General features: G+C 67.9%; 14 protein-coding genes. 11 read left to right on the forward strand and 3 right to left on the reverse strand.

Annotated elements, in window-relative coordinates:
• Window positions 1-6: 6 nt before the first annotated feature.
• Entirely contained in the window at window positions 7-1,056 is a 1,050-nt protein-coding gene (locus ARTH_RS18535) for a glycosyltransferase family 2 protein (protein ID WP_011693483.1), read from the reverse strand.
• A 276-nt stretch (window positions 1,057-1,332) separates the two neighbouring features.
• Between ARTH_RS18535 and ARTH_RS18540 the strand changes: the two genes are divergently transcribed.
• The 6 genes from ARTH_RS18540 (at window position 1,333) to ARTH_RS23235 (ending at window position 9,759) form a co-directional block, all read left to right on the forward strand.
• Window positions 1,333-3,048, forward strand: coding sequence for an NAD(P)H-dependent oxidoreductase subunit E (locus ARTH_RS18540; protein WP_232223556.1), 1,716 nt, complete (start codon window positions 1,333-1,335; stop codon window positions 3,046-3,048).
• A complete protein-coding gene (gene fdhF, locus ARTH_RS18545) occupies window positions 3,045-5,711 on the forward strand; it encodes a formate dehydrogenase subunit alpha (protein WP_011693485.1) in 2,667 nt (888 codons plus the stop codon). Before ARTH_RS18540 ends, fdhF begins: the two co-directional genes overlap by 4 nt.
• A 144-nt stretch (window positions 5,712-5,855) precedes the next feature.
• A complete protein-coding gene (locus ARTH_RS18550; RefSeq protein ID WP_011693486.1) occupies window positions 5,856-6,329 on the forward strand; it encodes an Hsp20/alpha crystallin family protein in 474 nt (157 codons plus the stop codon).
• Window positions 6,330-6,525: 196 nt separating this feature from the next.
• Entirely contained in the window at window positions 6,526-7,887 is a 1,362-nt protein-coding gene (locus ARTH_RS18555) for a hemolysin family protein (protein ID WP_011693487.1), read from the forward strand.
• Complete coding sequence (locus ARTH_RS18560) at window positions 7,880-8,920, forward strand: hemolysin family protein (protein WP_011693488.1); 1,041 nt, start codon at window positions 7,880-7,882, stop codon at window positions 8,918-8,920. The genes ARTH_RS18555 and ARTH_RS18560 overlap by 8 nt, the downstream gene beginning before the upstream one ends.
• Before the next feature lie 68 nt (window positions 8,921-8,988).
• Window positions 8,989-9,759: a nuclease-related domain-containing protein gene (locus ARTH_RS23235; protein ID WP_011693489.1), complete on the forward strand. Its 771-nt coding sequence runs from the start codon at window positions 8,989-8,991 to the stop codon at window positions 9,757-9,759.
• On the opposite strand, the gene ARTH_RS18570 is transcribed toward ARTH_RS23235, so the two are convergent.
• The gene (locus tag ARTH_RS18570) at window positions 9,756-10,442 is read right to left on the reverse strand and encodes a TetR/AcrR family transcriptional regulator (RefSeq protein WP_011693490.1); all 687 of its coding nucleotides are present in this window, start codon (window positions 10,440-10,442) and stop codon (window positions 9,756-9,758) included. The genes ARTH_RS23235 and ARTH_RS18570 overlap by 4 nt on opposite strands.
• A gap of 232 nt (window positions 10,443-10,674) precedes the next feature.
• Here ARTH_RS18570 and ARTH_RS18575 point away from each other — a divergent pair, with 232 nt between their 5' ends.
• The 5 genes from ARTH_RS18575 to atzF are packed head-to-tail and all read left to right on the forward strand — an operon-like array spanning window position 10,675 to window position 19,396.
• Entirely contained in the window at window positions 10,675-12,186 is a 1,512-nt protein-coding gene (locus ARTH_RS18575; protein ID WP_011693491.1) for an amino acid permease, read from the forward strand.
• Window positions 12,187-12,241: 55 nt separating this feature from the next.
• Window positions 12,242-13,144, forward strand: coding sequence for an urea amidolyase associated protein UAAP1 (locus ARTH_RS18580; RefSeq protein WP_011693492.1), 903 nt, complete (start codon window positions 12,242-12,244; stop codon window positions 13,142-13,144).
• Complete coding sequence (locus ARTH_RS18585) at window positions 13,141-13,812, forward strand: urea amidolyase associated protein UAAP2 (RefSeq protein WP_011693493.1); 672 nt, start codon at window positions 13,141-13,143, stop codon at window positions 13,810-13,812. Before ARTH_RS18580 ends, ARTH_RS18585 begins: the two co-directional genes overlap by 4 nt.
• Window positions 13,812-17,516, forward strand: a complete 3,705-nt coding sequence (uca, locus tag ARTH_RS18590) for an urea carboxylase (RefSeq protein WP_011693494.1) — start codon at window positions 13,812-13,814, stop codon at window positions 17,514-17,516. Before ARTH_RS18585 ends, uca begins: the two co-directional genes overlap by 1 nt.
• Window positions 17,513-19,396 (forward strand): allophanate hydrolase, encoded by a 1,884-nt coding sequence (gene atzF / locus ARTH_RS18595; protein ID WP_011693495.1) that lies wholly within the window; start codon window positions 17,513-17,515, stop codon window positions 19,394-19,396. The genes uca and atzF overlap by 4 nt, the downstream gene beginning before the upstream one ends.
• A 1-nt stretch (window position 19,397) precedes the next feature.
• On the opposite strand, the gene ARTH_RS18600 is transcribed toward atzF, so the two are convergent.
• Window positions 19,398-20,318, reverse strand: a complete 921-nt coding sequence (locus ARTH_RS18600; protein ID WP_011693496.1) for a 2-hydroxyacid dehydrogenase — start codon at window positions 20,316-20,318, stop codon at window positions 19,398-19,400.
• Window positions 20,319-20,426 lie beyond the last annotated feature (108 nt).

Below are 20,426 nucleotides of genomic sequence, written 5' to 3' on the forward strand. Positions count from 1 at the left end.
AAAGTGTTACCAAGCTTTCTTTTTGTTGAGTGCTACATCCACGTAAGCCTTCGCGTGGACTACCTGAAGGAACAGGTCGATCAGAAGTTCGTACATCGTTGCGGCGGCGAGCATGTACTTCCAGCCACGCAGCCGCACAGTCACTACCCGTTCGATCACGAAGACACCGGTCACGGCCATCCAGAAGGGCTGAATGTGCAGCCCTTCTCCCGTGCCCAGTGCAAAAGCCACCGTTCCGAAGTAGGCCAACGACACCACAATGCCTGTCACGGAGAGCGCCTGCCTCCCCCAGTACGGCCGGGTCACCCTGGTCCAGCCGTACTGGACACAGTTCTCCACGGCTCCGCGCTTCCATCTCAGCCGCTGTGCCCAGAGCTCACGCCAGGTCGGCATGATTTCGGTGACGAGCGTGCAGTCGGCCGGCGATTTGATGCGGTAGTTGAGGGTCAGCAGCGCGAAGGACAACTCGTTGTCCTCGGTCAGGACGGAGGTGTCGTAAACGCCTCCCCTGCAGTTACCCGGCGGCAGCGTGCCGTCAAGCCGGGCTTCGATGACATCCTCCAAGGTCCGGACGCGGAAGAGCGCGGCCGTTCCGGTCACCACAAGGCACTTGCCGTGAAGCCGCTTCACGTCCCGGGCGTAGCGTGCGTACTCATTACGCTGAAGGTGACCCACGAATCCGCCGCCGTCGGCGCCGCGGAAGACGCCGCCCACGGCGCCAAGCCGCCTGTCGGCACGCAGGTGAGCGGTTGCCCGCTCGATGAAGTCATGGCTCAACTGCGAATCCGCGTCCTGGACGAGGATCATGTCTTCCGGATTCGCGCCCGGCAGTAGGCCCTCCAGCGCAAAATTCAAGGCGCCGGCTTTTTTATCTGTGTTTCCCACCGTGCGGATGACCTCTGCGCCGAGCGCCAGTGCGATTTCCCCGGTGGCATCGGTGCATTTGTCGGCAACCACCACCACCCTGTCCGGCGGCTGAGTCTGGGATTTGAGGGATTCGAGCGTGTCAGAAATACCTGCAGCTTCATTATGCGCAGGGATAATAACTGTAATCACAGGAGTTCGGCACCCGCAGTCCCGGGAACAGAATTCACATAGTCACGCACAGGCTCCGCAGCTCCCCACTGAATTAGTCAACTGATTGTTGACTTTGAGTTTTTCAACGGGAACGCAAGCAGGCGGAAAGTATTCGAAAAGGAATCCGCAATCTTCCGTCAAGGAAACTCACACTCAACGGGACCTCAATGTTGCGCCCGCAATTAAGCGGAGTTACTCAATGCGGGAACCTGCCGGCAAGGGGACTTTCGGCTCTTCCCGTCCGGGAGTTCAGGAGTGAACGTTGAACGCATGCGGGAACCACCGACAGGGCGCCCGGGCGCCGAAGCCGATGACCGGCCGGACCGGAACAATGACGATCCCTTCCTCCGGTATGCCGGCCGCTTCGACCGGGCGCTGAGGGACGTCCCGGATGCGCTCCGTTCCTCCCGCACCCCTCCCGCCGGAGTAGCCCGCACGTTGGGACTGCCCGCGGCGGCCGTCGAAGGACCCGCATCGTTCTTCGCTGATTTCTCCGCGCCCCGCGGAGCCCGGCACGTCCGGGTGTGTTCCGCCGCCGCCTGCTTCGCGGCAACCGGCGGCGCGCACGTCCCCGAAGTGGAGGCTGCCCTCGGGGTGCCGTCCGGCAGCAAAAGCCCGGACGGCACCGTTTCGCTCCAGGCAGTGCGCTGCCTGGGCTACTGCTTCGCCGGACCCGCGGCCCTCGTCGGTGACGAGGCTTGCGCCGGCCCCGACCTCGCAGCACAGCTGCTTGGCTCGTCCCCGCGGACGGACCCTCCCATCCCGGTCTACAACGACAGCCCAGTCCCCGTGGTGACCGCCGGACTGCTCGGAGCGTCGCCCCCGTGGTCGGTTTGGCCGGACGTGGCCGCCTCAGCAACCCCAGAGGACATTCTGCTCAGGGTTGAAGCCGCACAGCTGAGAGGGCGGGGCGGGGCCGGGTTCCGCGCGGCCGCCAAATGGCGGGCCGCCCTTGACCACCCTGCACCACGCGTGGTCGTGGCCAATGGCGATGAAGGCGACCCTGGTTCCTATGCGGACCGCCTGCTCATGGAACAGGACGCGCACCGCGTGCTCGAGGGGCTGGTCCTGGCCTGCTTCGCCGTCGGTGCAACCACCGGCATCGTATTTGTACGCTCCGAGTATCCGCTCGCCGCCGCCCGGCTCCGCAATGCGCTGCACGAGGCACGACGAGCCGGGCATCTCGGCCCGGACATTGCAGGCAGCGGCTTCAGCCTGGAAGTGCGCGTTGCCGAAGGCGCAGGGTCCTACGTCTCCGGCGAGGAGACGGCCCTGCTCAACGGGTTGGCCGGGCTGCGCGGCGTCGTGCGGCCCCGGCCTCCGTTCCCCACGGAGCGCGGGTTCCATGGCCGGCCCACGGTGGTCAACAACGTCGAAACGCTGTGCGCGGTCCCGTGGATCGTGCAGCACGGCGGTCCGGCCTATGCGGCGCTGGGAACCTCGGATGAGGCCGGCACCGTGATCGCCTGCCTGTCCGAACGGTTCCTCCGGCCCGGAGCCTACGAGGTGGAGATCGGGACCCCGGTGAGACGGATCGTGGAGGAACTCGGCGGCGGGCTTCGCGGCGGGGCGACACTGCGCGCCATTCAGATCGGCGGCCCGCTGGGCGGTTTCCTTGGGCCCGATGACCTTGACGTGCCGCTGAGCGACACAGCATTGGCACGGCATGGGGCAGCCCTCGGCCACGCGGGAATCGTCGCCTTCGATGACAGGCTCAGTGGTGAGCAGGTGCTGCGGAACCTGTGGGACTTTGCCGCAGCCGAGAGCTGCGGACAATGCTCGCCCTGCCGGGTGGGAACGTGGCGGGGACGCGCCTTGGCGGAGCTCCCGGACGCCCCGGATGTCGGCAGCGAACGCGGCGATGTGCTGCGCACGATGGCGGCGGGCAGCCTGTGCGCCTTCGGCCGCCGGGTACCTGCCGCGGTCCGCAGCCTTGTCCGCGTTTACGGGCTTGCCGGGTGGCCGTCATGAAACTTCTGGTCGACGGCCGCCAGGTTGATGTCCCGCCCGGAGCCACGCTGCTCGACGCGGTGCGGGCAGCCGGCCTGGCCCTCCCGACGCTGTGCCATGATGACCGGCTCACCACGGCAGCCTCGTGCCGGACGTGCCTGGTTGACGTCACCGGCCGCGGCGTTGCTGCCGCCTGCAGCACCCCAGCCGAGGAGGGGCTGCGCATCGCGGTCGAGGCGTCCCGGCCCGTCCGCCGCGACGCGCTGGCGGCCATCGTGGCGGGGTTGCCGGCCCGCGCGCTGGAAGTCCCCGCAGACCGCAGCGAACTGGTCCGGCAATGCGTCGAGTACGGGGTGGTGGCTCCGGCGGGTTCCGTGGAATTTCCAGCGCGCGGAGCCGACCACTCCCACCCCTACGTCAAGCTCGACCGTGACCTCTGCATTGCCTGCGGTCGGTGCGTCCGCGCCTGCGCGGAAATCCAGGGCACGTTCGCCCTGACGCTGGTGGGCCGCGGCGCCGGCACGGTGGTGGCACCCGGGACGGGAGGTCCTTGGGTGGAATCCGATTGCGTCTCCTGCGGGGCCTGCGTGGACACGTGCCCCACCAGTGCATTGTCCGAGCCCGGGCTGCTGAATCTCCTGCCGATCGAACGCCAGACCCTGACCACATGCGGCTATTGCGGAGTGGGCTGCAGCCTCGAGGTCTCCACCCGCGACAACGAAATAATGACTGTACGGCCCGCCCGCGAGGGGTCGGTGAACCGGGGCCATGCCTGCGTCAAAGGACGGTTTTCCCATGGATTCCTCGGATCGGTTGAGCGCCTGACCACCCCGCTGATCCGCAGGAACGGCAGCCTCGCACCGGCAACCTGGGAGGAGGCCACCGCCTACGTTGCTGCACGGCTCGGCACGGTCCGGGACACGGCCCCGGACGGATTTGCCCTCATCTCCTCTGCCCGGGCCACCAACGAGGAGAACTACCTGGCCCAGAAGTTCGCCCGGGCCCTCATGGGTACGAACAACGTGGACAACTGCTCCCGGCTCTGTCATTCCCCTTCAGCCGCCGGCTTGACGGCCTCGTTCGGCCTGTCCGGCGGAACAAACCCATTCGACGACCTGGACCGGTGTGACGCGGTCCTCCTGGTCGGCGCCAACCCGACGGCCGCCCACCCGGTGGTGGGATCCCGCATCTTCCAGCGGGTCATGGACGGCGCCCGCCTGGTGGTGGTCGATCCCCGTCGCACCTTCCTGGCCCGGCACGCGGACGTCCACCTGAGGCCCAGGCCGGGCACCAACGTGGCCGTGTTCAACGGACTGGCGCACGTCCTGGTCCGTGAGGGGTTGGTGGACGAGGCGTTCCTTGCGGCCAGCACCAGCGGCTACGAGGAATTGTCCGGGATGCTCCACGACTACCCTCCGGACCGGGTGGCCCGAATCTCCGGCGTCCCGGCAGACGATCTGGTGCGGGCCGCCGTCGTGTACGGTCAGGCACTGGCTCCCGCCATTTTCTACGGCCTTGGCGTAACCGAACACCGGCACGGCACGGACGGGGTGCGGACGCTGTCCAACCTGGCAATCCTTCGCGGCGCCGTGGGGCCGGGCATCGGCGGAGGGGTGAACCCGCTCCGCGGGCAGAACAACGTTCAGGGCGCCTCGGACATGGGCGCCCTGCCCGACCTGCTGCCCGGTTACCAGAAAGTCCTGGATCCGTCGGCCCGGTCCCGGTGCGCCGCGGCCTGGCAGTCCGAGGTGCCGCCGCAGCCTGGCCTTCGCATCCCCCAGATGTTCGCTGCCGCCCGTGCCGGGGCGTTGAAGGCGCTGTGGATCATCGGAGAGGATGTGCTCACCACCGACCCGGACAGCACATCGGTGCGGGCGGCCCTGGAGTCCTGTCCGCTGGTGATCTGCAACGATTTGTTCCTCTCCGCGACGGCCGCCGCCGCGGACGTCGTCTTCCCGGTGGCCGCGTGGCTCGAGAAGGATGGCACGTTCGTCAATTTCGACAGGCGCTTTCAGCGGGTGCGGGCCGCCGTCGTACCGCCTGCAGGCGTCCGCACCGACTTCGCCGTGCTCCACGCAGTCGCCGCCGGCATGGACGCTGATCTTGGCTGCGCCACACCGGCGGAAGCGCTGGCGGAATGCGCCGCGGTGGCCCCGCTGTTCGGTGGCATCTCCCACCCGAGGCTGGACCGGGACGGTCCCCTGCACTGGCCGTGCGGATCCGTCGATTCCCCCGGCACTCCGCGGCTCTACGAGGATCATTTCGCCACACCGGATGGTTTGGCGCGCCTGGCCGCCAGGCCGTACCTGCCGCCGGGCGAGCAATGTGATCAGGACTTCCCGTTCCTGCTCATCACCGGGCGCCGGGCGGAGCACTACAACTCAGGCAGCATGACGCGCCGTACGGACAACAGCACCCTGTTGCCCCGGGAGACGATCGACATCGAGCCCGGGGACGCCGCGGCCCTGGGGCTGGTCGAGGGAGGCGCCGTCAGGCTGAGCAGCCGCCACGGCACAGCCGTCCTGCCAGCGCGGATCACGGACGAGGTGGAACCCGGCCAGGTGTTCGCGGGCTTCCATTTCCCCGGCGCCGCGGTCAACAACCTCACCTCACCCGTTGAGGACGAGGTCACGGGATGCCCCGAGTACAAGCTGACCGCCGTCCGGCTGTCCGGTCCCGGCTGACGCATTTGCCAAGGGGCAGAGCCTTCGCTGGGCCCTCCCGCGACGACGGGTCTTTGTCCCCTGTTAGTTGTTTTCCGGCAGGTATGTACTGAAAGTACACCCGCCCCAGCGCGGGCCATCCCTGACATTAGTTTGGAGAAAGCCATGTCTGATCTGCTTAAATGGTCGCCGCGCGCGGCTTCCCGATGGACCTCACCGTTCGACGCTTTGCTGAGGTCTCCCCTGGAGTTCATGGACTCCCTGGACCGCATGTTTGAATCGACGGCCGGAACCTCTCCGATCCGCGTCGAGGAGTTCGTTGACGGCAAGACCCTGGTGGTACGGGCTGAGATGCCAGGAGTTGATCCCGACAAAGACGTGGAGATCACCATCGTTGACGGCACCTTGCGCATCCACGCCGAACGCCAGGAAAAGGAAGAGCACAAGGACAAGAACCGCTATCGGTCAGAATTCCGCTACGGATCCTTCAGCCGCAGCATCCCCCTGCCCGAGGGCGTGAAGGAAGATGACATCAAGGCCTCCTACACCGACGGCGTCCTTGAAGTCCGCACACCACTGCCGGAAGAAGCCGCAGCCCAGGCCGAGGCTCCCAAGAAACTTCCGATCAGCCGCGGCTAGGGCCGGGTCCGACCACCATTCGCAGGATGGGCTGCCGGCGCCGGAACCGGCGGCCCCGCGACGGCACGCCCCGTCAACACCAAAGGACTCAAAGCCCGTAGACTAGACGGCATTATGGATGACCCTCCTTCACATATGCCCAAGCCCCTCCACCTTCTGACCGGTTCACCGGCCACCACGGGAGAGGGGCGCCCGAATGTATGAATGGATCATGCTCGGTATCGGCCTTGTCCTCACGGTGGGTACCGGCTTCTTCGTAGCGTCCGAGTTCGCGCTGGTCAACCTTGACCGCAACGACCTTGAAGCCCGCCAGGCCCGCGGCGAGAAACGCCTTGCGCCCACCATCAAGGCCCTCAAGATCACCTCGACGCATCTCTCCGGAGCCCAGCTCGGCATTACGCTGACCACGCTCCTCACCGGCTACACCTTTGAACCGGCCATCAGCAAAATGCTCAGCGGCCCGTTGCTGGCCGCAGGCCTGCCTGAGTCCGTGGTGCCGGGGATCGGCGCCGTGGCGGGGATCTTCCTGGCCACCATTTTCTCGATGGTGATTGGCGAACTCGTCCCGAAGAACTTCGCGCTGGCCCTTCCGTTGGCCACCGCCAAGATCGTGGTCCCCTTCCAGGCCCTGTTCACCGCCGTCTTCAAGCCCGTCATCCTGCTGTTCAACAACACTGCCAACGGCATCATCAGGTCGTTTGGCATCGAGCCGAAAGAGGAGCTTTCCGGCGCGCGCAGCGCCGAGGAACTCAGCTCGCTGGTGCGGCGGTCCGCGCTGGAAGGCGTGCTCGACGTCGACCATGCCGTCTTGTTGCACCGCACCCTCCGCTTCTCTGAGCACTCCGCTGCCGACGTCATGACGCCCCGCGTCCGGATGACGGCGGTGAATGCCGACGACACGGCGGAGCAGATCGTCACCCTGGCCACGTCCACCGGCTACTCGCGTTTTCCGGTGATCGGACGGGACCGCGACGACGTCCTGGGGGTCCTGCACGTCAAGCAGGCGTTCGCTGTTGCCTTGGAAGAACGTGCCAATGTGACCGCCGCGAGCCTCATGATCGACCCGCTGCGGGTCCCCGAATCCATGGGCGTGGACACGCTGCTGGTCCTGCTCCGCAGGCAGGGCCTCCAGGTGGCCATCGTGTCCGACGAGCACGGCGGAACGGCCGGCATCGTCACCCTCGAAGACCTGGTGGAGGAGATCGTGGGCGAACTCGAGGACGAACACGACCGCGCACGCGTGGGTGTGGTCCGGATCGGCCGCGCCATCACATTCGACGCCTCGCTGCGCCCGGACGAACTGCTGGACCGGACAGGGATTGAAGTGCCCGACGGCGAGGAGTACGACACCATCGCGGGTTTCGTCACCGACCAGCTGGACCGGATCCCCGAGCTCGGCGACGAAGTCACCGTGGATGGCGGAACGCTGCGCGTGGAACGCGTGGTGGGAACCCACGTGGAGCGCCTCCGCTTCACGCCGGACGAATCACAGGAAGCACCCCAGAGCCCGCATGACCGCATCATCGACACCCTCACCTCGGAGCTGACCCATGAGTGAATACCTTCCCGGCATCATCTGGCTGGTGGTGCTCCTGGTGGTCAACGCCTTCTTCGTCGGGGCCGAGTTCGCTGTCATCTCCGCCCGCCGGTCGCAGGTCGAGCCCAAGGCCGAGGCCGGCAGCAAGGCCGCGAAGACCACGCTGTGGGCCATGGAGCATGCCACGCTGATGCTGGCCACCAGCCAGCTGGGCATCACCGTGTGCTCGCTCGTGATCCTGAACGTTTCCGAACCCGCCATCCACCACCTGCTGGAAATCCCCCTGGGCCTGACCTCGCTCTCCGGCGAAGCGATCGGGATCATCGCCTTCGTGGCCGCGCTGTTGCTGGTGACCTTCCTGCACGTGGTCATCGGTGAAATGGTGCCCAAGAACATCTCGTTCTCCGTTCCCACCCGGGCCGCGCTCATCCTTGCCCCGCCGCTGGTGATGGTGTCACGCTTGTTCAAGCCGGTGATCTGGACCCTTAACGGGATCGCAAACTCCATCCTGCGGCTCTTCAAGGTCCAGCCCAAGGATGAGGCTACCAGCGCCTACACCCTGGACGAGGTGGCCAACATCGTGGAGCAGTCCACCCGGGACGGCATGCTCACGGACACCACCGGCACGCTGAACGCAGCGTTCGAATTCACCGCCAAGACCGTGGCGGACGTGGAAGTGCCGATCAGCGAGATGGTGCTCCTGCCGGCCTCGTCGACGCCGGCGGACATCCAGAGCGCGGTGGCCCGGCACGGGTTCTCCCGCTACATCCTGACGGACGACGACGGCGTGCCCTCCGGCTATCTGCACCTCAAGGACGTCATGGACCTGACGTCCCCGGAAAAATTCGCCAGGCCCGTGCCGGCCAAGAGAATCCGACGGCTCGCCTCCGCGTTCAGCGGCAGCGACCTCGAGGACGCGCTGGCCACCATGCGCCGCACCGGCGCCCACGTGGCCCGGGTCTTCGACGCGGACGGGAAGACCACCGGCGTCCTCTTCCTGGAGGACATCATCGAAGAGCTGGTGGGCGAAGTGCAGGACGCCACGAGCGCCTAGCCGCGCCCGTGGAAGAGTGACCGCGTGCCGAAACCGGCTGTGCCGGAGCGGAGGCTTATGCTCGGCGCATGCATGAGCTGAGCAACCGCGTACCGGGGCAGGAAGTCATCGCCAAGCTTCTGGACGTCCAGGGACAAGAGGCCGACCGTTCACTGTTGGGACGGATATTCGGCGCCGATCCGCTCAGCGCCGAGGCCCGCCCTTGGTACCGGGGTGCCCTTGGCGAAGTGGCGGTGGGAAGGTTGCTCGCCGGGCTTGGCCCCGAATGGACCGTCCTCCACGCTATTCCTGTGGGCGCGGGAACCTCAGATATCGACCACGTGCTGATCGGTCCGGCCGGGGTTTTCACTGTCAATACCAAGAACCATTCCGACCAATCTGTGTGGGTCGCGGGGCGGACGCTTATGGTGGCAGGGCAGCGGCAGCGTCACATACCCAATGCAGCACATGAGGCAGCCCGGGCGGGCAAGCTGTTAAGCGCGGCGTCCGGCATCCCGGTGGAGGTTAGCGGGGTGGTGGTGATCATTGCACCCAAGAACCTGACCATCAAGAAAGCACCTGAAGGCGCCCAGGTGCTGTCTGACCGGCAGATACTGCGCTGGCTCCGTGGGCTGCGACCGGCGCTGAGCGCCGATCAGGTTTTCAGGATTGCGTCAGCAGCCCGGCTGCCTCGAACGTGGCATCGGAATCCCGGGCTTCAAGCAGATCCAGTTGAACTGCAGGACCGCTTCGACGCTCTCCGGGACCACGTGGACCGGGCGCGGCGGCGGCGCATGTTGTGGGTGCTCGCCGCCTTCGTCGGCCTTTTCTCCATGATCTTCCTCAGCCCGCTCTTCTAGCGCCCGTGTTGCGCGATCAGTTCCCTGCTGAGTTCGCGAATCCCGGGCAGTTCGGCCGAAAGTCCGGCCAGCACGACGGCGGCATCGGCCGTCTGGGAAGGTGACGCACTGTCCGCGAGCCCGTCAGCGCGAAGGTTGATCAGGGACTCAACCAGGCGGAATGCCAGCTCACCGAGCGGCGCGCTGCCGGGACCGCCGGCCGCCGGAAGGAGCTCCTCCACCTTTTGGCCCAGGTCCTGGTACCGCTGCCGCAGCTCCCGCCTGTCCGCCATGAACGGCTCGAAACGCTCGGCGCGCGCTTCCGGCAGGTGGTACAGGATGCCGAGGTTCCACCGTGCACTGCACAGCAGGCCGCCGTCATAGAGCGCGACTGAATGGAGCGCCGCGGCCGCCGCCACTGCACCGGCCGGGCGGGGAGCTGCGCAGACGGCCCTCGCGAAGTCCAGGCCACCGGCCACGGTGCCCTTCAGCAGCTCGCCGAGGATGTCATCCTTGGTGCCGAAGTGATGGTAGAGCGACGACTGGCGCATGCCCACGGCATCGGCGATCGCCCTCGTGGAAGTGTTCGCGAAGCCCTGGCCCGTAAAGAGTTCGGCGGCCGCATCGAGGATTTCGTCCCGGGCGGTGGCCCCCGGGCGCACTGGCTGCTGCTTGCGGGGTCGTCCCGGTCCGGCTGAAGTCACCCCACATTCTTACACCGCAGGCGGCTGCCGGATGCCCTGCCGTTGGACGCCGGGGTAACGGTGAGTTTTTGTTCACCGAACCGAAACACCTCGAAATCCAGCTTTTACACGGGCGAAACGGAACGGGGACACTGCGCTGGAAAACTATCAAGTGACCGGTATTTCGGGAGGGGCCCATCCAGTGGCTACCCAGATGTGGTCACCAGCCCCCGTTCCAGACACGGAGAAACCGATGACTTCCACCATTTCGACGGCGTCCGCCCACGCAGACGATGCAGACCTGACCTCGCTCGGCTACCAGCCGTCCTTGCACCGCAAACTTGGCCGCTACGCTTCCTTCGCCGCAGGATTCTCGTTCGTTTCCATCCTGACCACGATCTTCCAGCTCTTTGCCTTCGGGTACTCCTTTGCCGGACCCGCGTTCTTCTGGACCTGGCCGGTGGTGCTGGTCGGCCAGCTGCTCGTTGCCCTGAACTTCGCCGAACTCGCCGCCCGCTACCCTCTGTCCGGCGCCGTCTACCAGTGGTCCCGCCGCATGGGCGGCGAAGTGGTGGGCTGGTTCGCGGGCTGGTTCATGGCGATCGCCCAGGTTGTCACTGCGGCCGCGGCCGCCATCGCACTCCAGGTGGTCCTCCCGCAGCTGTGGGACGGCTTCCAGATTGTCGGCGGCGATCCCGCATTGGCCACCGTCACCGGCGCCGCCAACGCCGTAGTCCTCGGGGCCGCACTCCTCGTGGTCACCACGGTGATCAACTGCCTGGGCGTCAAGCTCATGTCGCACGTCAACTCCATCGGCGTGACCTGCGAAATCGTCGGCGTCGCCGCCGTCATCCTCGCCCTGATTTCCGCCGCCCAGCGCGGACCCGAGGTAGTGGCGGACGTCAGCGTGGTGGCCGGCTCGGACCTCGGGGCCGTGGGCGCGTTCCTCGTCTCCGGCCTCATGGCCGCCTACGTCATGGTCGGTTTCAACTCCGCCGGGGAGCTCTCGGAAGAGACGAAAGACCCGCGCCGGACCGCACCCCGCACCATCCTTTCGGCCCTGGTCATTTCCGGTATCGGCGGCGGACTCATGATCATCACCGCACTCATGGCCGCCCCCAGCCTCGACGACGGACGCCTCGCCGCAGAGGGCCTGCCCTATGTGCTCACCGCCGTCCTGGGAACCTTCTGGGGCAAGGTCCTCCTGGTGGATGTCGCCGTCGCGATCTTCGTCTGCACCCTGGCCATCCAGACGGCGGGATCCCGCCTGGTGTTCTCGATGGCCCGCGACGGCAAACTGCCCGCCTCCGCGCTTCTGTCCTCGGTCCACCCGGAGCGCGGCACGCCGATGTGGCCGTCCATCGCCATCGGCGGCCTCGCCGTCGGCGTCCTCGCCATCAACATCGGCAACGCCGCCCTGTTCACCACGCTCTGCAGCGTCTGCATCGTCATGGTGTACCTGGCATACCTCCTGGTCACTGTTCCTCAGCTGCTCAGCCGCCTGCGCGGAGACTGGGACCGGGTGGGCCAGACCATGCCGGCGGGACTGTTCTCGCTGGGACGCTGGGGGCTCCCCGTCAACATCCTGGCCGTTCTCTACGGCGCCGTGATGGTGGTAAATCTCGCCTGGCCGCGTCCCGAGGTCTACGACCCCAGCGGCGAAAACGGACTCCTGCTGTTCTCCGCACCCCTCATGGTCGGGGCCGTGCTGCTCCTGGGTATCTGGGTGCGCAGCCGCAAGCCCGCCGACATGCCCGCAGCCTAGGCACCCACGACTGATGCCCACCGCCACAGCCCCCCACCGCCAAGGAATGACTGACATGACACAGACCCTCGAATCCGCTCAGCCCGCCGCCGGAACCGCCCCTGCCGGGACCGCCACCACGGCCGGTGCGCGCGCGCACGCCCGGGCCCAGCACGGACGGACTGCCGCCACCATGATCCACGTGCCTGCGGCCGAAGCACCCGAACGCCTCACGGCGGGCCTGCCGGCGGGAGCCGCCGCCTCACTCACTTGGGCAGAATCGCTCGCGTTCGGGCGGTACACCCACCTGGAACTGGCCCGCGGAACCAGGATCCGCCTGACCGATATCGACGGCGACGCCTGCGTCCACGCCGTGCTCTTCCGGGCCGGTGCGAGCCACGAGCGGATTAACGTCGCGGACACCGTGAAGGTCCCGTGGCAGGCCTATCTCGGGCCGGGCCATCCGCTGCTCTCCGATGCCGGCCGGTTGATGGCGAGCCTCGTGGCCGATTCCTCCGGCAGGCATGACGCCCTCACCGGAACCACCAGCCTCGCGGGCAACCAGGCCAAATACGGTTCAGGCTCCGCGCACAGCGCCTCGCCCGCGGGCCGCGAACTGCTGACCCTCGGCGCCCTCAAGCACGGCATCAGCCAGCGGGAAGTGCCGCCGTCGATCTCCTTCTTCAAGGGCACCGCCGTGGACGCGGACGGCACCATCCGGTTCACCGGCGGCGCCGGTGCCGGCACCGCCGTCGAACTCCTCCTGCACATGGACGCTGTCCTGGTGCTGGCCAACACGGCCCACCCGCTGGACCCGCGTCCGGACTTCACCGGAAGCACTGTGGACATCGTTGCGTGGCGGGCGCCCGAAGGCCTCGCGGCCCTTGCCACCGGCAACCTTGGATTTGCCCCCGGCCCCGAGCACCTGCTTGCCCTCCAGAACACTGAACTCGACTTCACCGCAAGGACTTCCGCATGAACACCAGCACGCTCGCTTTCCAGCCTGACGCCGCAGCCGCCGCCCTGCTCCCGGGACACGTCGTCCTCGACGAATACGTCGAAGCCCGCGGTCCGTGGTCCGCCGTGGTGGAAGCCGGGGACGTCCTCACCATCGTGGACCTTGAAGGCAACCAGGCCGTGGACTGCCTCCTCTACGCGGCAAGTGACACCGCCACGCGCTACTCCGCCGCCGCAACCATCGCCGCGCAGCGCTCCATCGTCCTCACCACCGGATCCGTGCTGCGGGCGGACAGCGGCGAAGCCCTCATGACGGTTGTGGCCGATGAAGTCGGTGTCCACGACACCATCGGCGGCGCCTGCTCACAGGAATCGAACACCCTGCGCTACGGCCAGCACACGCACGAACAGCATGCCTGCGTGGAGAACTTCCTCATCGAAGGCTCCAAATGGGGCCTCGGAAAGCGGGACCTCGTCTCCAACATCAACTGGTTCATGAACGTACCCGTGGACCCCGACGGTGCGCTCGGCATCGTGGACGGGCTCTCCGCTCCCGGCAAACGCGTGGCACTCCGCGCCGAGGCGGACACCCTGGTCCTCGTCTCGAACTGCCCCCAGATCAACAACCCGTGCAACGGCTTCAACCCCACGCCCGTGCGCATGATCGTAACCCGTCCGGAGGCATCCTGATGAACCGCTTCGACACCCTGCTCATCGCCAACCGCGGCGAGATCGCCTGCCGGATCATCGAATCGGCCCGGAAGGCCGGCCTGCGCACCGTGGCCGTATTCTCCGAGGCGGATCGCGGCGCCAAGCATGTGCGCCTCGCCGATGAGGCCGTCCTGCTGGGGCCGGCACCCGCCAAAAAGTCCTACCTCCGGGTCGACGCCATCCTGGCCGCAGCTGCAGCCACCGGCGCCGGCGCCATCCACCCCGGCTACGGCTTCCTGTCCGAGGACGCCGGGTTCGCCGAGGCCGTGGAAGCCGCCGGGCTCGTCTTCGTTGGCCCCACTCCGGAACAGCTGCGGATCTTCGGCACCAAGCACACCGCCCGGGACGCCGCCCAGCGCGCCGGAGTGCCCATGATCGCCGGCTCGGGACTGCTCGAGGACCTCGATGCAGCCATCACGGCCTCCGCCACGATCGACTTCCCGCTGATGCTCAAGGCCACCGGCGGAGGCGGCGGCATCGGCATGGCCGTATGCCGCACCGAAGCCGAACTGGCAGAGAACTACGCCCGGGTGGCCCGGCTCGCCAGCTCGAGCTTCGGCACGGCCGGCGTCTTCGCCGAGCGCTACATCGAACACGCCCGCCACGTCGAGGTACAGATTTTCGGCGACGGCGAAGGCCGCGTGGTCAGCCTCGGGGACCGCGACTGCTCCCTTCAGCGCCGGCACCAGAAGGTACTCGAAGAAGCGCCCGCGCCGGACCTGCCGGCGGGGCTCCGCGAGGAACTGCACCGCAGCTCCCGTGCACTCTGCGCCTCCGTGGGCTACCGCTCCGCCGGCACCGTGGAATTCGTCTACGACCCCGTCCGGCAGGAAGCATCCTTCCTCGAAGTCAACGCCCGCCTCCAGGTGGAGCACCCGGTCACGGAAGCCGTGACCGGCGTCGACCTGGTGGAATGGATGCTCAACCTCGCCCAGAGCCGGCCCGTGCTGGACGGCCTCCCGGACAGCCTTCCGGTGACCGGCCACGCCGTCGAAGCACGGATCTACGCCGAAGACCCGGCCCGCAACTTCCAGCCCAGTGCCGGAACCGTCACCAACGCCCAGTACCCGGGCTCCGACGTCGTCCGCGTTGACGCCTGGGTGGAAACCGGCAGCGAAGTGTCCACCAACTACGACCCCCTCCTGGGCAAGATCATCTCCTTCGGCGCCAGCCGGGACGAGGCCCTCGACTCGCTGTCAGACGCCCTCGCGCAAACCCGGATGGACGGCATCGAAACCAACCTCGGCATGCTGCGCTCCGTCACCGGGCTGGACGTGGTCCGCACCTCCACGCACTCCACCAGCACGCTGGACAGCGTAGGCGACCCCGAACCCCGCATCACGGTGGAGCGCCCCGGCCTGCAAACCAGCGTGCAGGACTGGCCCGGACGGACCGGCCTCTGGCAGGTGGGCGTGCCGCCGAGCGGCCCCATGGACGACCTGTCCTTCCGGCTGGGCAACGTGGCCCTGGGCAACCCCGAGGGGGCGCCCGGACTCGAGTTCACCATGGCGGGCCCGGCGCTCCGCGTCACCCACGCCACCACCGTCTGCGTCACCGGCGCCGAGGTGACCGTCACCGTCAACGGACAGACTGTTCCGGCCTGGGAACCCGTCACGGTCCCCGCTGGCGGCGTGCTCGACGTCGGTTCGGCCGAGGGTGCCGGACTGCGCGGCTACATCCTCTTCGAGGGCGGCCTGGACATCCCGAAATACCTCGGCAGCGCCTCCACCTTCACCCTCGGCCAGTTTGGCGGCCACGGCGGCCGCGTGCTCCGCGCCGGCGATGTGCTCCGCACCGTGGCCGGGGCGGCACCCGATACTGTGCCGGCCCCGGTCCCTGTCGGAAGCCGCCCGGCGCTGACCACTCAGTGGGAGCTCATGGTGGTGGAAGGACCGCACGGCGCCCCGGAGTTCTTCCAGCGTGAGGACATCAATGACCTCTTCGCCGCGTCCTACGAGGTGCACTTCAACTCTGCAAGGACCGGCGTCCGGCTCATCGGCCCGAAGCCGCGCTGGGCACGCAACGACGGCGGCGAGGCCGGCCTGCACCCCTCCAACATCCACGACACCGCCTACTCGGTGGGCGCCCTGGACTTCACCGGGGACACGCCCATCTTGCTCGGCCCGGACGGGCCCAGCCTCGGCGGATTCGTCTGCCCGGTCACCGTGGTGACCGGCGAGCGCTGGAAGCTCGGCCAGCTCCGGCCCGGCGACACGGTCCGCTTCATTCCGGTGAAGACCGTCCAGGCACCGTCCGCCAAAGAGCTCGGTCCGGCCCGGCAGCAGCTGATCCTCCCCGGTGGAAGCCCTGCAAGCGGCAGGGTCCGGACGGACGTCCCTGCCGCCGTCGGGCGTTCCGGTTCAGCCGGCGACGGCGACGACGGCGTGCTCGGCCGCGTGCCGGGAGGCGACGGCCGCCCGGCCGTGACGTACCGCCGTTCCGGCGACGACAACCTGCTCGTGGAATACGGTGACATGGTGCTTGACCTCGGCCTCCGCGCCCGGGTCCACGCCCTGCACCAGGAGCTTGAGAAGCTGCGGATTCCCGGCATCGTGGACCTGACACCCGGCATCCGGTCGCTCCAGGTCAAGGCTGACCCGTCGGTCCTCCCCACCGCGCGCCTGCTGGGCATCGTGCGGGAGATCGAAACTGCGCTCCCTGCCAGCTCGGAGCTCGTGGTTCCGAGCCGCACCGTCAGGCTTCCGCTGTCCTGGGACGACCCTGCCACGCGTGAGGCAATCGAGCGGTACATGGCGGGCGTGCGGGACGACGCTCCCTGGTGCCCGTGGAACATCGAGTTCATCCGCCGCATCAACGGGCTGGACTCCGTGAATGACGTCTTCGACACTGTCTTCAACGCGGACTACCTCGTGCTGGGGCTGGGCGACGTCTACCTCGGCGCTCCCGTCGCCACGCCACTGGATCCGCGGCACCGCCTGGTCACCACGAAATACAACCCCGCCAGGACCTGGACCCCGGAAAACGCCGTGGGCATCGGCGGCGCGTACATGTGCATCTACGGCATGGAGGGTCCGGGCGGCTACCAGTTCGTCGGCCGCACCACGCAGGTCTGGTCCCGGCACGCCACCGCCGCGCCGTTCGAGCCCGGTTCGCCGTGGCTGCTGAGGTTCTTCGACCGGATCTCCTGGTACCCGGTCAGCCCGGAGGAACTCCTGGATATGCGGGCGGACATGGCGGCCGGCCGGGGCCGGGGCGTGGACATTGAGGACGGAACCTTCTCGCTGGCCGAACACGAGGACTTCCTCGAGGAAAACAGCGACTCGATCGCCGCTTTCCGGGCACGGCAGGAGAAAGCCTTCGCCATCGAACGCACGGCCTGGGAAGACGCCGGCGAGTTCGACCGCGCGGAAAAGGCTGTCGCCGTCGTCCCGCCTTCAGAGGAAGTGGTGGTTCCCGACGGCGGAACCCTGGTCAGCTCGCCGTTCGCGGCGAGCGTCTGGAAGGTGGACGTGGCGCCCGGAGACAAGGTGGTGGCTGGCCAGCCGCTGGTCTCCATCGAAGCCATGAAAATGGAAACCGTGCTCACCGCACCCGGCGACGGGATTGTGCACCGCGTCCTGCCCACCGCCGGATCCCAGGTGGTGGCCGGCGAGCCGCTGGTGGTCCTGGGAGCGGCAGATCTGAACGAAACCGGGCTTGTCCTCGAAGGGAGCGCGGCATGAGCGGCGTCAACGAATCTGCCACCAGCCGTGTGACGGCGGCCCTTGCCGCCATCGACGCCGTTGACCGGCCGGAGATCTGGATCAAGGTGCGCGGCCGCGACGAGCTGCTGGCCGAGGCCGCACGTATTGACAACGACGCCTCCGCCGGCGGACTCCCCCTGGCCGGACTCCTGCTGGCGGTCAAGAACAATGTTGACGTCGCCGGAGTCAGCACGACGGCGGCGTGCCCCGGTTTCGGTTATGAGCCCGCCGAAGATGCCGTGGCAGTGGCACGGCTCCGCGCTGCCGGGGCCCTGGTGCTGGGTTCTACCAACCTGGACCAGTTCGCCACCGGGCTCGTGGGAACCCGCAGCCCGTACGGCGCAGTCCGCGACGCGCGCCGGCCGGACCGGATCTCGGGCGGCTCCAGTTCGGGGTCCGCCGTGGCTGTGGCCCTGGGGCTGGTGGACATTGCCATCGGAACAGACACAGCCGGCTCGGGCCGGGTTCCGGCGGGGCTGCAGGGAATTGTGGGCATCAAGCCCACCCTCAACGTGGTGTCCACGGCGGGAATGGTGCCTGCCTGCCGGTCCTGGGACACCGCCACCATCCTGGCCCGCGACCTGGCTACCGCCGAACTCGCCATGGGGATCATGGCCGGAGACTCGCGGGCATGGCCTGCGGACGTGCGCCTCGCCGCGCCGTTCCGGCCGCGGGTGGCCTACCCGGCGTCGCTCCCGGCATTGCCGGAGGCGTGGGCTGCGGAGTTCGGCGCCCAGATCGAACGGCTGCGCTCCACCGGCGTAGACGCCGAGCCGATCGAACTGGACGTCTTCCTCCAGGCGGCAAGGCTGCTGTACGACGGCGCCCTCGTGGCAGAGCGCCACGCCGCCGTCGGAACCTTCATCGACGCTGCAATCGCGGGTGACCAGTCCGGACGCGGCACCGCCGCCGGGCTGGACCCGACGGTCACCGGCATCATCACTGCGGCAGGCCGTGTGGCCGCCCATCAGTACGTGAGCGACACTGCGGCACTGGAGGAGCTGAGGCGCGAAGCCCTTTCCCGGCTTGAGGGATTCGATGCGCTGATCGTGCCCACCACACCGTTCCATCCGACGCTGGCAGAGGTTGCCGCGGACCCCATGGGGGTTAACTCGCGGATGGGAACGTACACGAACTTCTGCAACCTCTTCGATATGTGTGCAGTCGCGGTGCCTGCCGGCACCGTCGCAGACGCAGGAGGCGATGGAGCCGCACAGTTCGGACTCACCGTCGTGGGAAGGACGTTCGAGGACGGCGTGGTGGCCGATATCGCCCGCAGGATCGAAGCGACACCGGACCTCCCGGCCCTGTTTGCCTCCGGCGCCGCAGCGAGCCGCACCGTACTTAACCCTGCCTCCCCAGAACGGCTGCCGTGGCCCGTGGCCGCCGGTGCGCGGGCCGTGCCGCTAGTGGTGGTGGGCGCCCACCGCAAAGGCCAGCCGCTGGTGGACGAACTGGAACGGCGGGGCGCGTACTGGGAGGGTCCGGTCACCCTGGCGCCCCGCTACCGGATGGTGGCGCTGGACACGCACCCGCCCAAGCCCGGCGTCATCCGTTCCAACGACGGCGCGGAACTGGCAGCAGAGCGGTGGCTGCTGTCCGAGGCCGCACTGGGATCGTTCCTCGCGGAACTCCCCGAACCCATGCTCCTGGGATCCGTCCGGCTCAGTGACGGGTCCGCCGCCGTGGGATTTGCCTGCGATGCGGTAGCGGCGTCCCTCGGCAGGGACATCACGCATTTCGGGGACTGGCTGGTGGCCCAAGCCGCGGCCGGGCATTCCGCGGACAAGGCCGGCCAGGGCATCTGGAGGCAGACCGGCGAGGCTTTACTGACAGGTCTGCAGCGCGGCCGGGGCTAGCTCAGCCGCCCAGCACCACGTTGACCGGCGGTTCCCCGGCCAGCATGAGGTCGATCTGCCGCTGCAGCAGCCGGCCCATCCTGGGGCGCATGGCGGAGCTTGCTCCGCCCACGTGCGGGGTAATAATGACGCCGGGGGTGCCCCACAGCGGGTGGTCCTGCGGCAGCGGCTCGGGGTCCGTGACGTCCAGCGCGGCGCGGATCCGTCCCAACGCGGTGTGGCGGACCAGGGCCTCGGTGTCCGCCACCGGGCCCCTGGCCACGTTGACCAGCAGCGCGCCGTCGGGCATTGCTGCCAGGAAGGCGTCGTCGATAAGGTGCATCGTGGCGTCGCTGAGCGGGACACCCACCACCACAATGTCGTGCTCCGGCAGCAGTTCCGGCAGTTCGGCGATCCCGTGGATGACGCCGTTTTCATCGGTCCGCGGCCGGCTGGCCACCCGGGTGACGCTGGTTTCGAACGGGATGAGCCGCTGCTCAATTGCCTTGCCCACGCCGCCATAACCCACGATGAGAACGCGGCGGTCGGCCAGGCTGGCGGTGGGCCGGGTTTCCCAGACGCCCTCCTGCTGGTTGCGCATCAGCCGCGGAAACTCGCGCTGGCTGGCCAGGATCATGGCGAGGACCAGTTCCGCGGTGGAGGTCTCATGCACGCCGGCCGCGTTGGCAAAGACCCGGCCGGCCGGGAGCGAATCCGCCACGCCGTCGTACCCGATCGACTGGCTCTGCACCAGGGCAGTCTCCACGGCTTCAAGATTCCGCAGGATCCGCGTCCCGCCCATGTACGGCGGGACCACGATGTCGATCTGCGCCTGCGGCGGTTCGCCCGAGAAGTCCCACTCCAGCACCGTGACATCCGGGTGCGGCGTCAGGTATTCGCGAAGTACGGCATCGGGCAGGGTGACAGTGATCTTCCGGGTCATGGTTCTCCAACAGCTCCGTCGGCTCGGGCAGGTCGGCGCCAGTGCAGCGCGGCCTGCCGGGGTTCTTTGCTGCCAGCCTAGTGGAGGCAAGCAGTCCCAGGGCGTTGC

Origin of the sequence: Arthrobacter sp. FB24, from assembly GCF_000196235.1 — a bacterium.
Classification (GTDB): Bacteria; Actinomycetota; Actinomycetes; order Actinomycetales; family Micrococcaceae; genus Arthrobacter.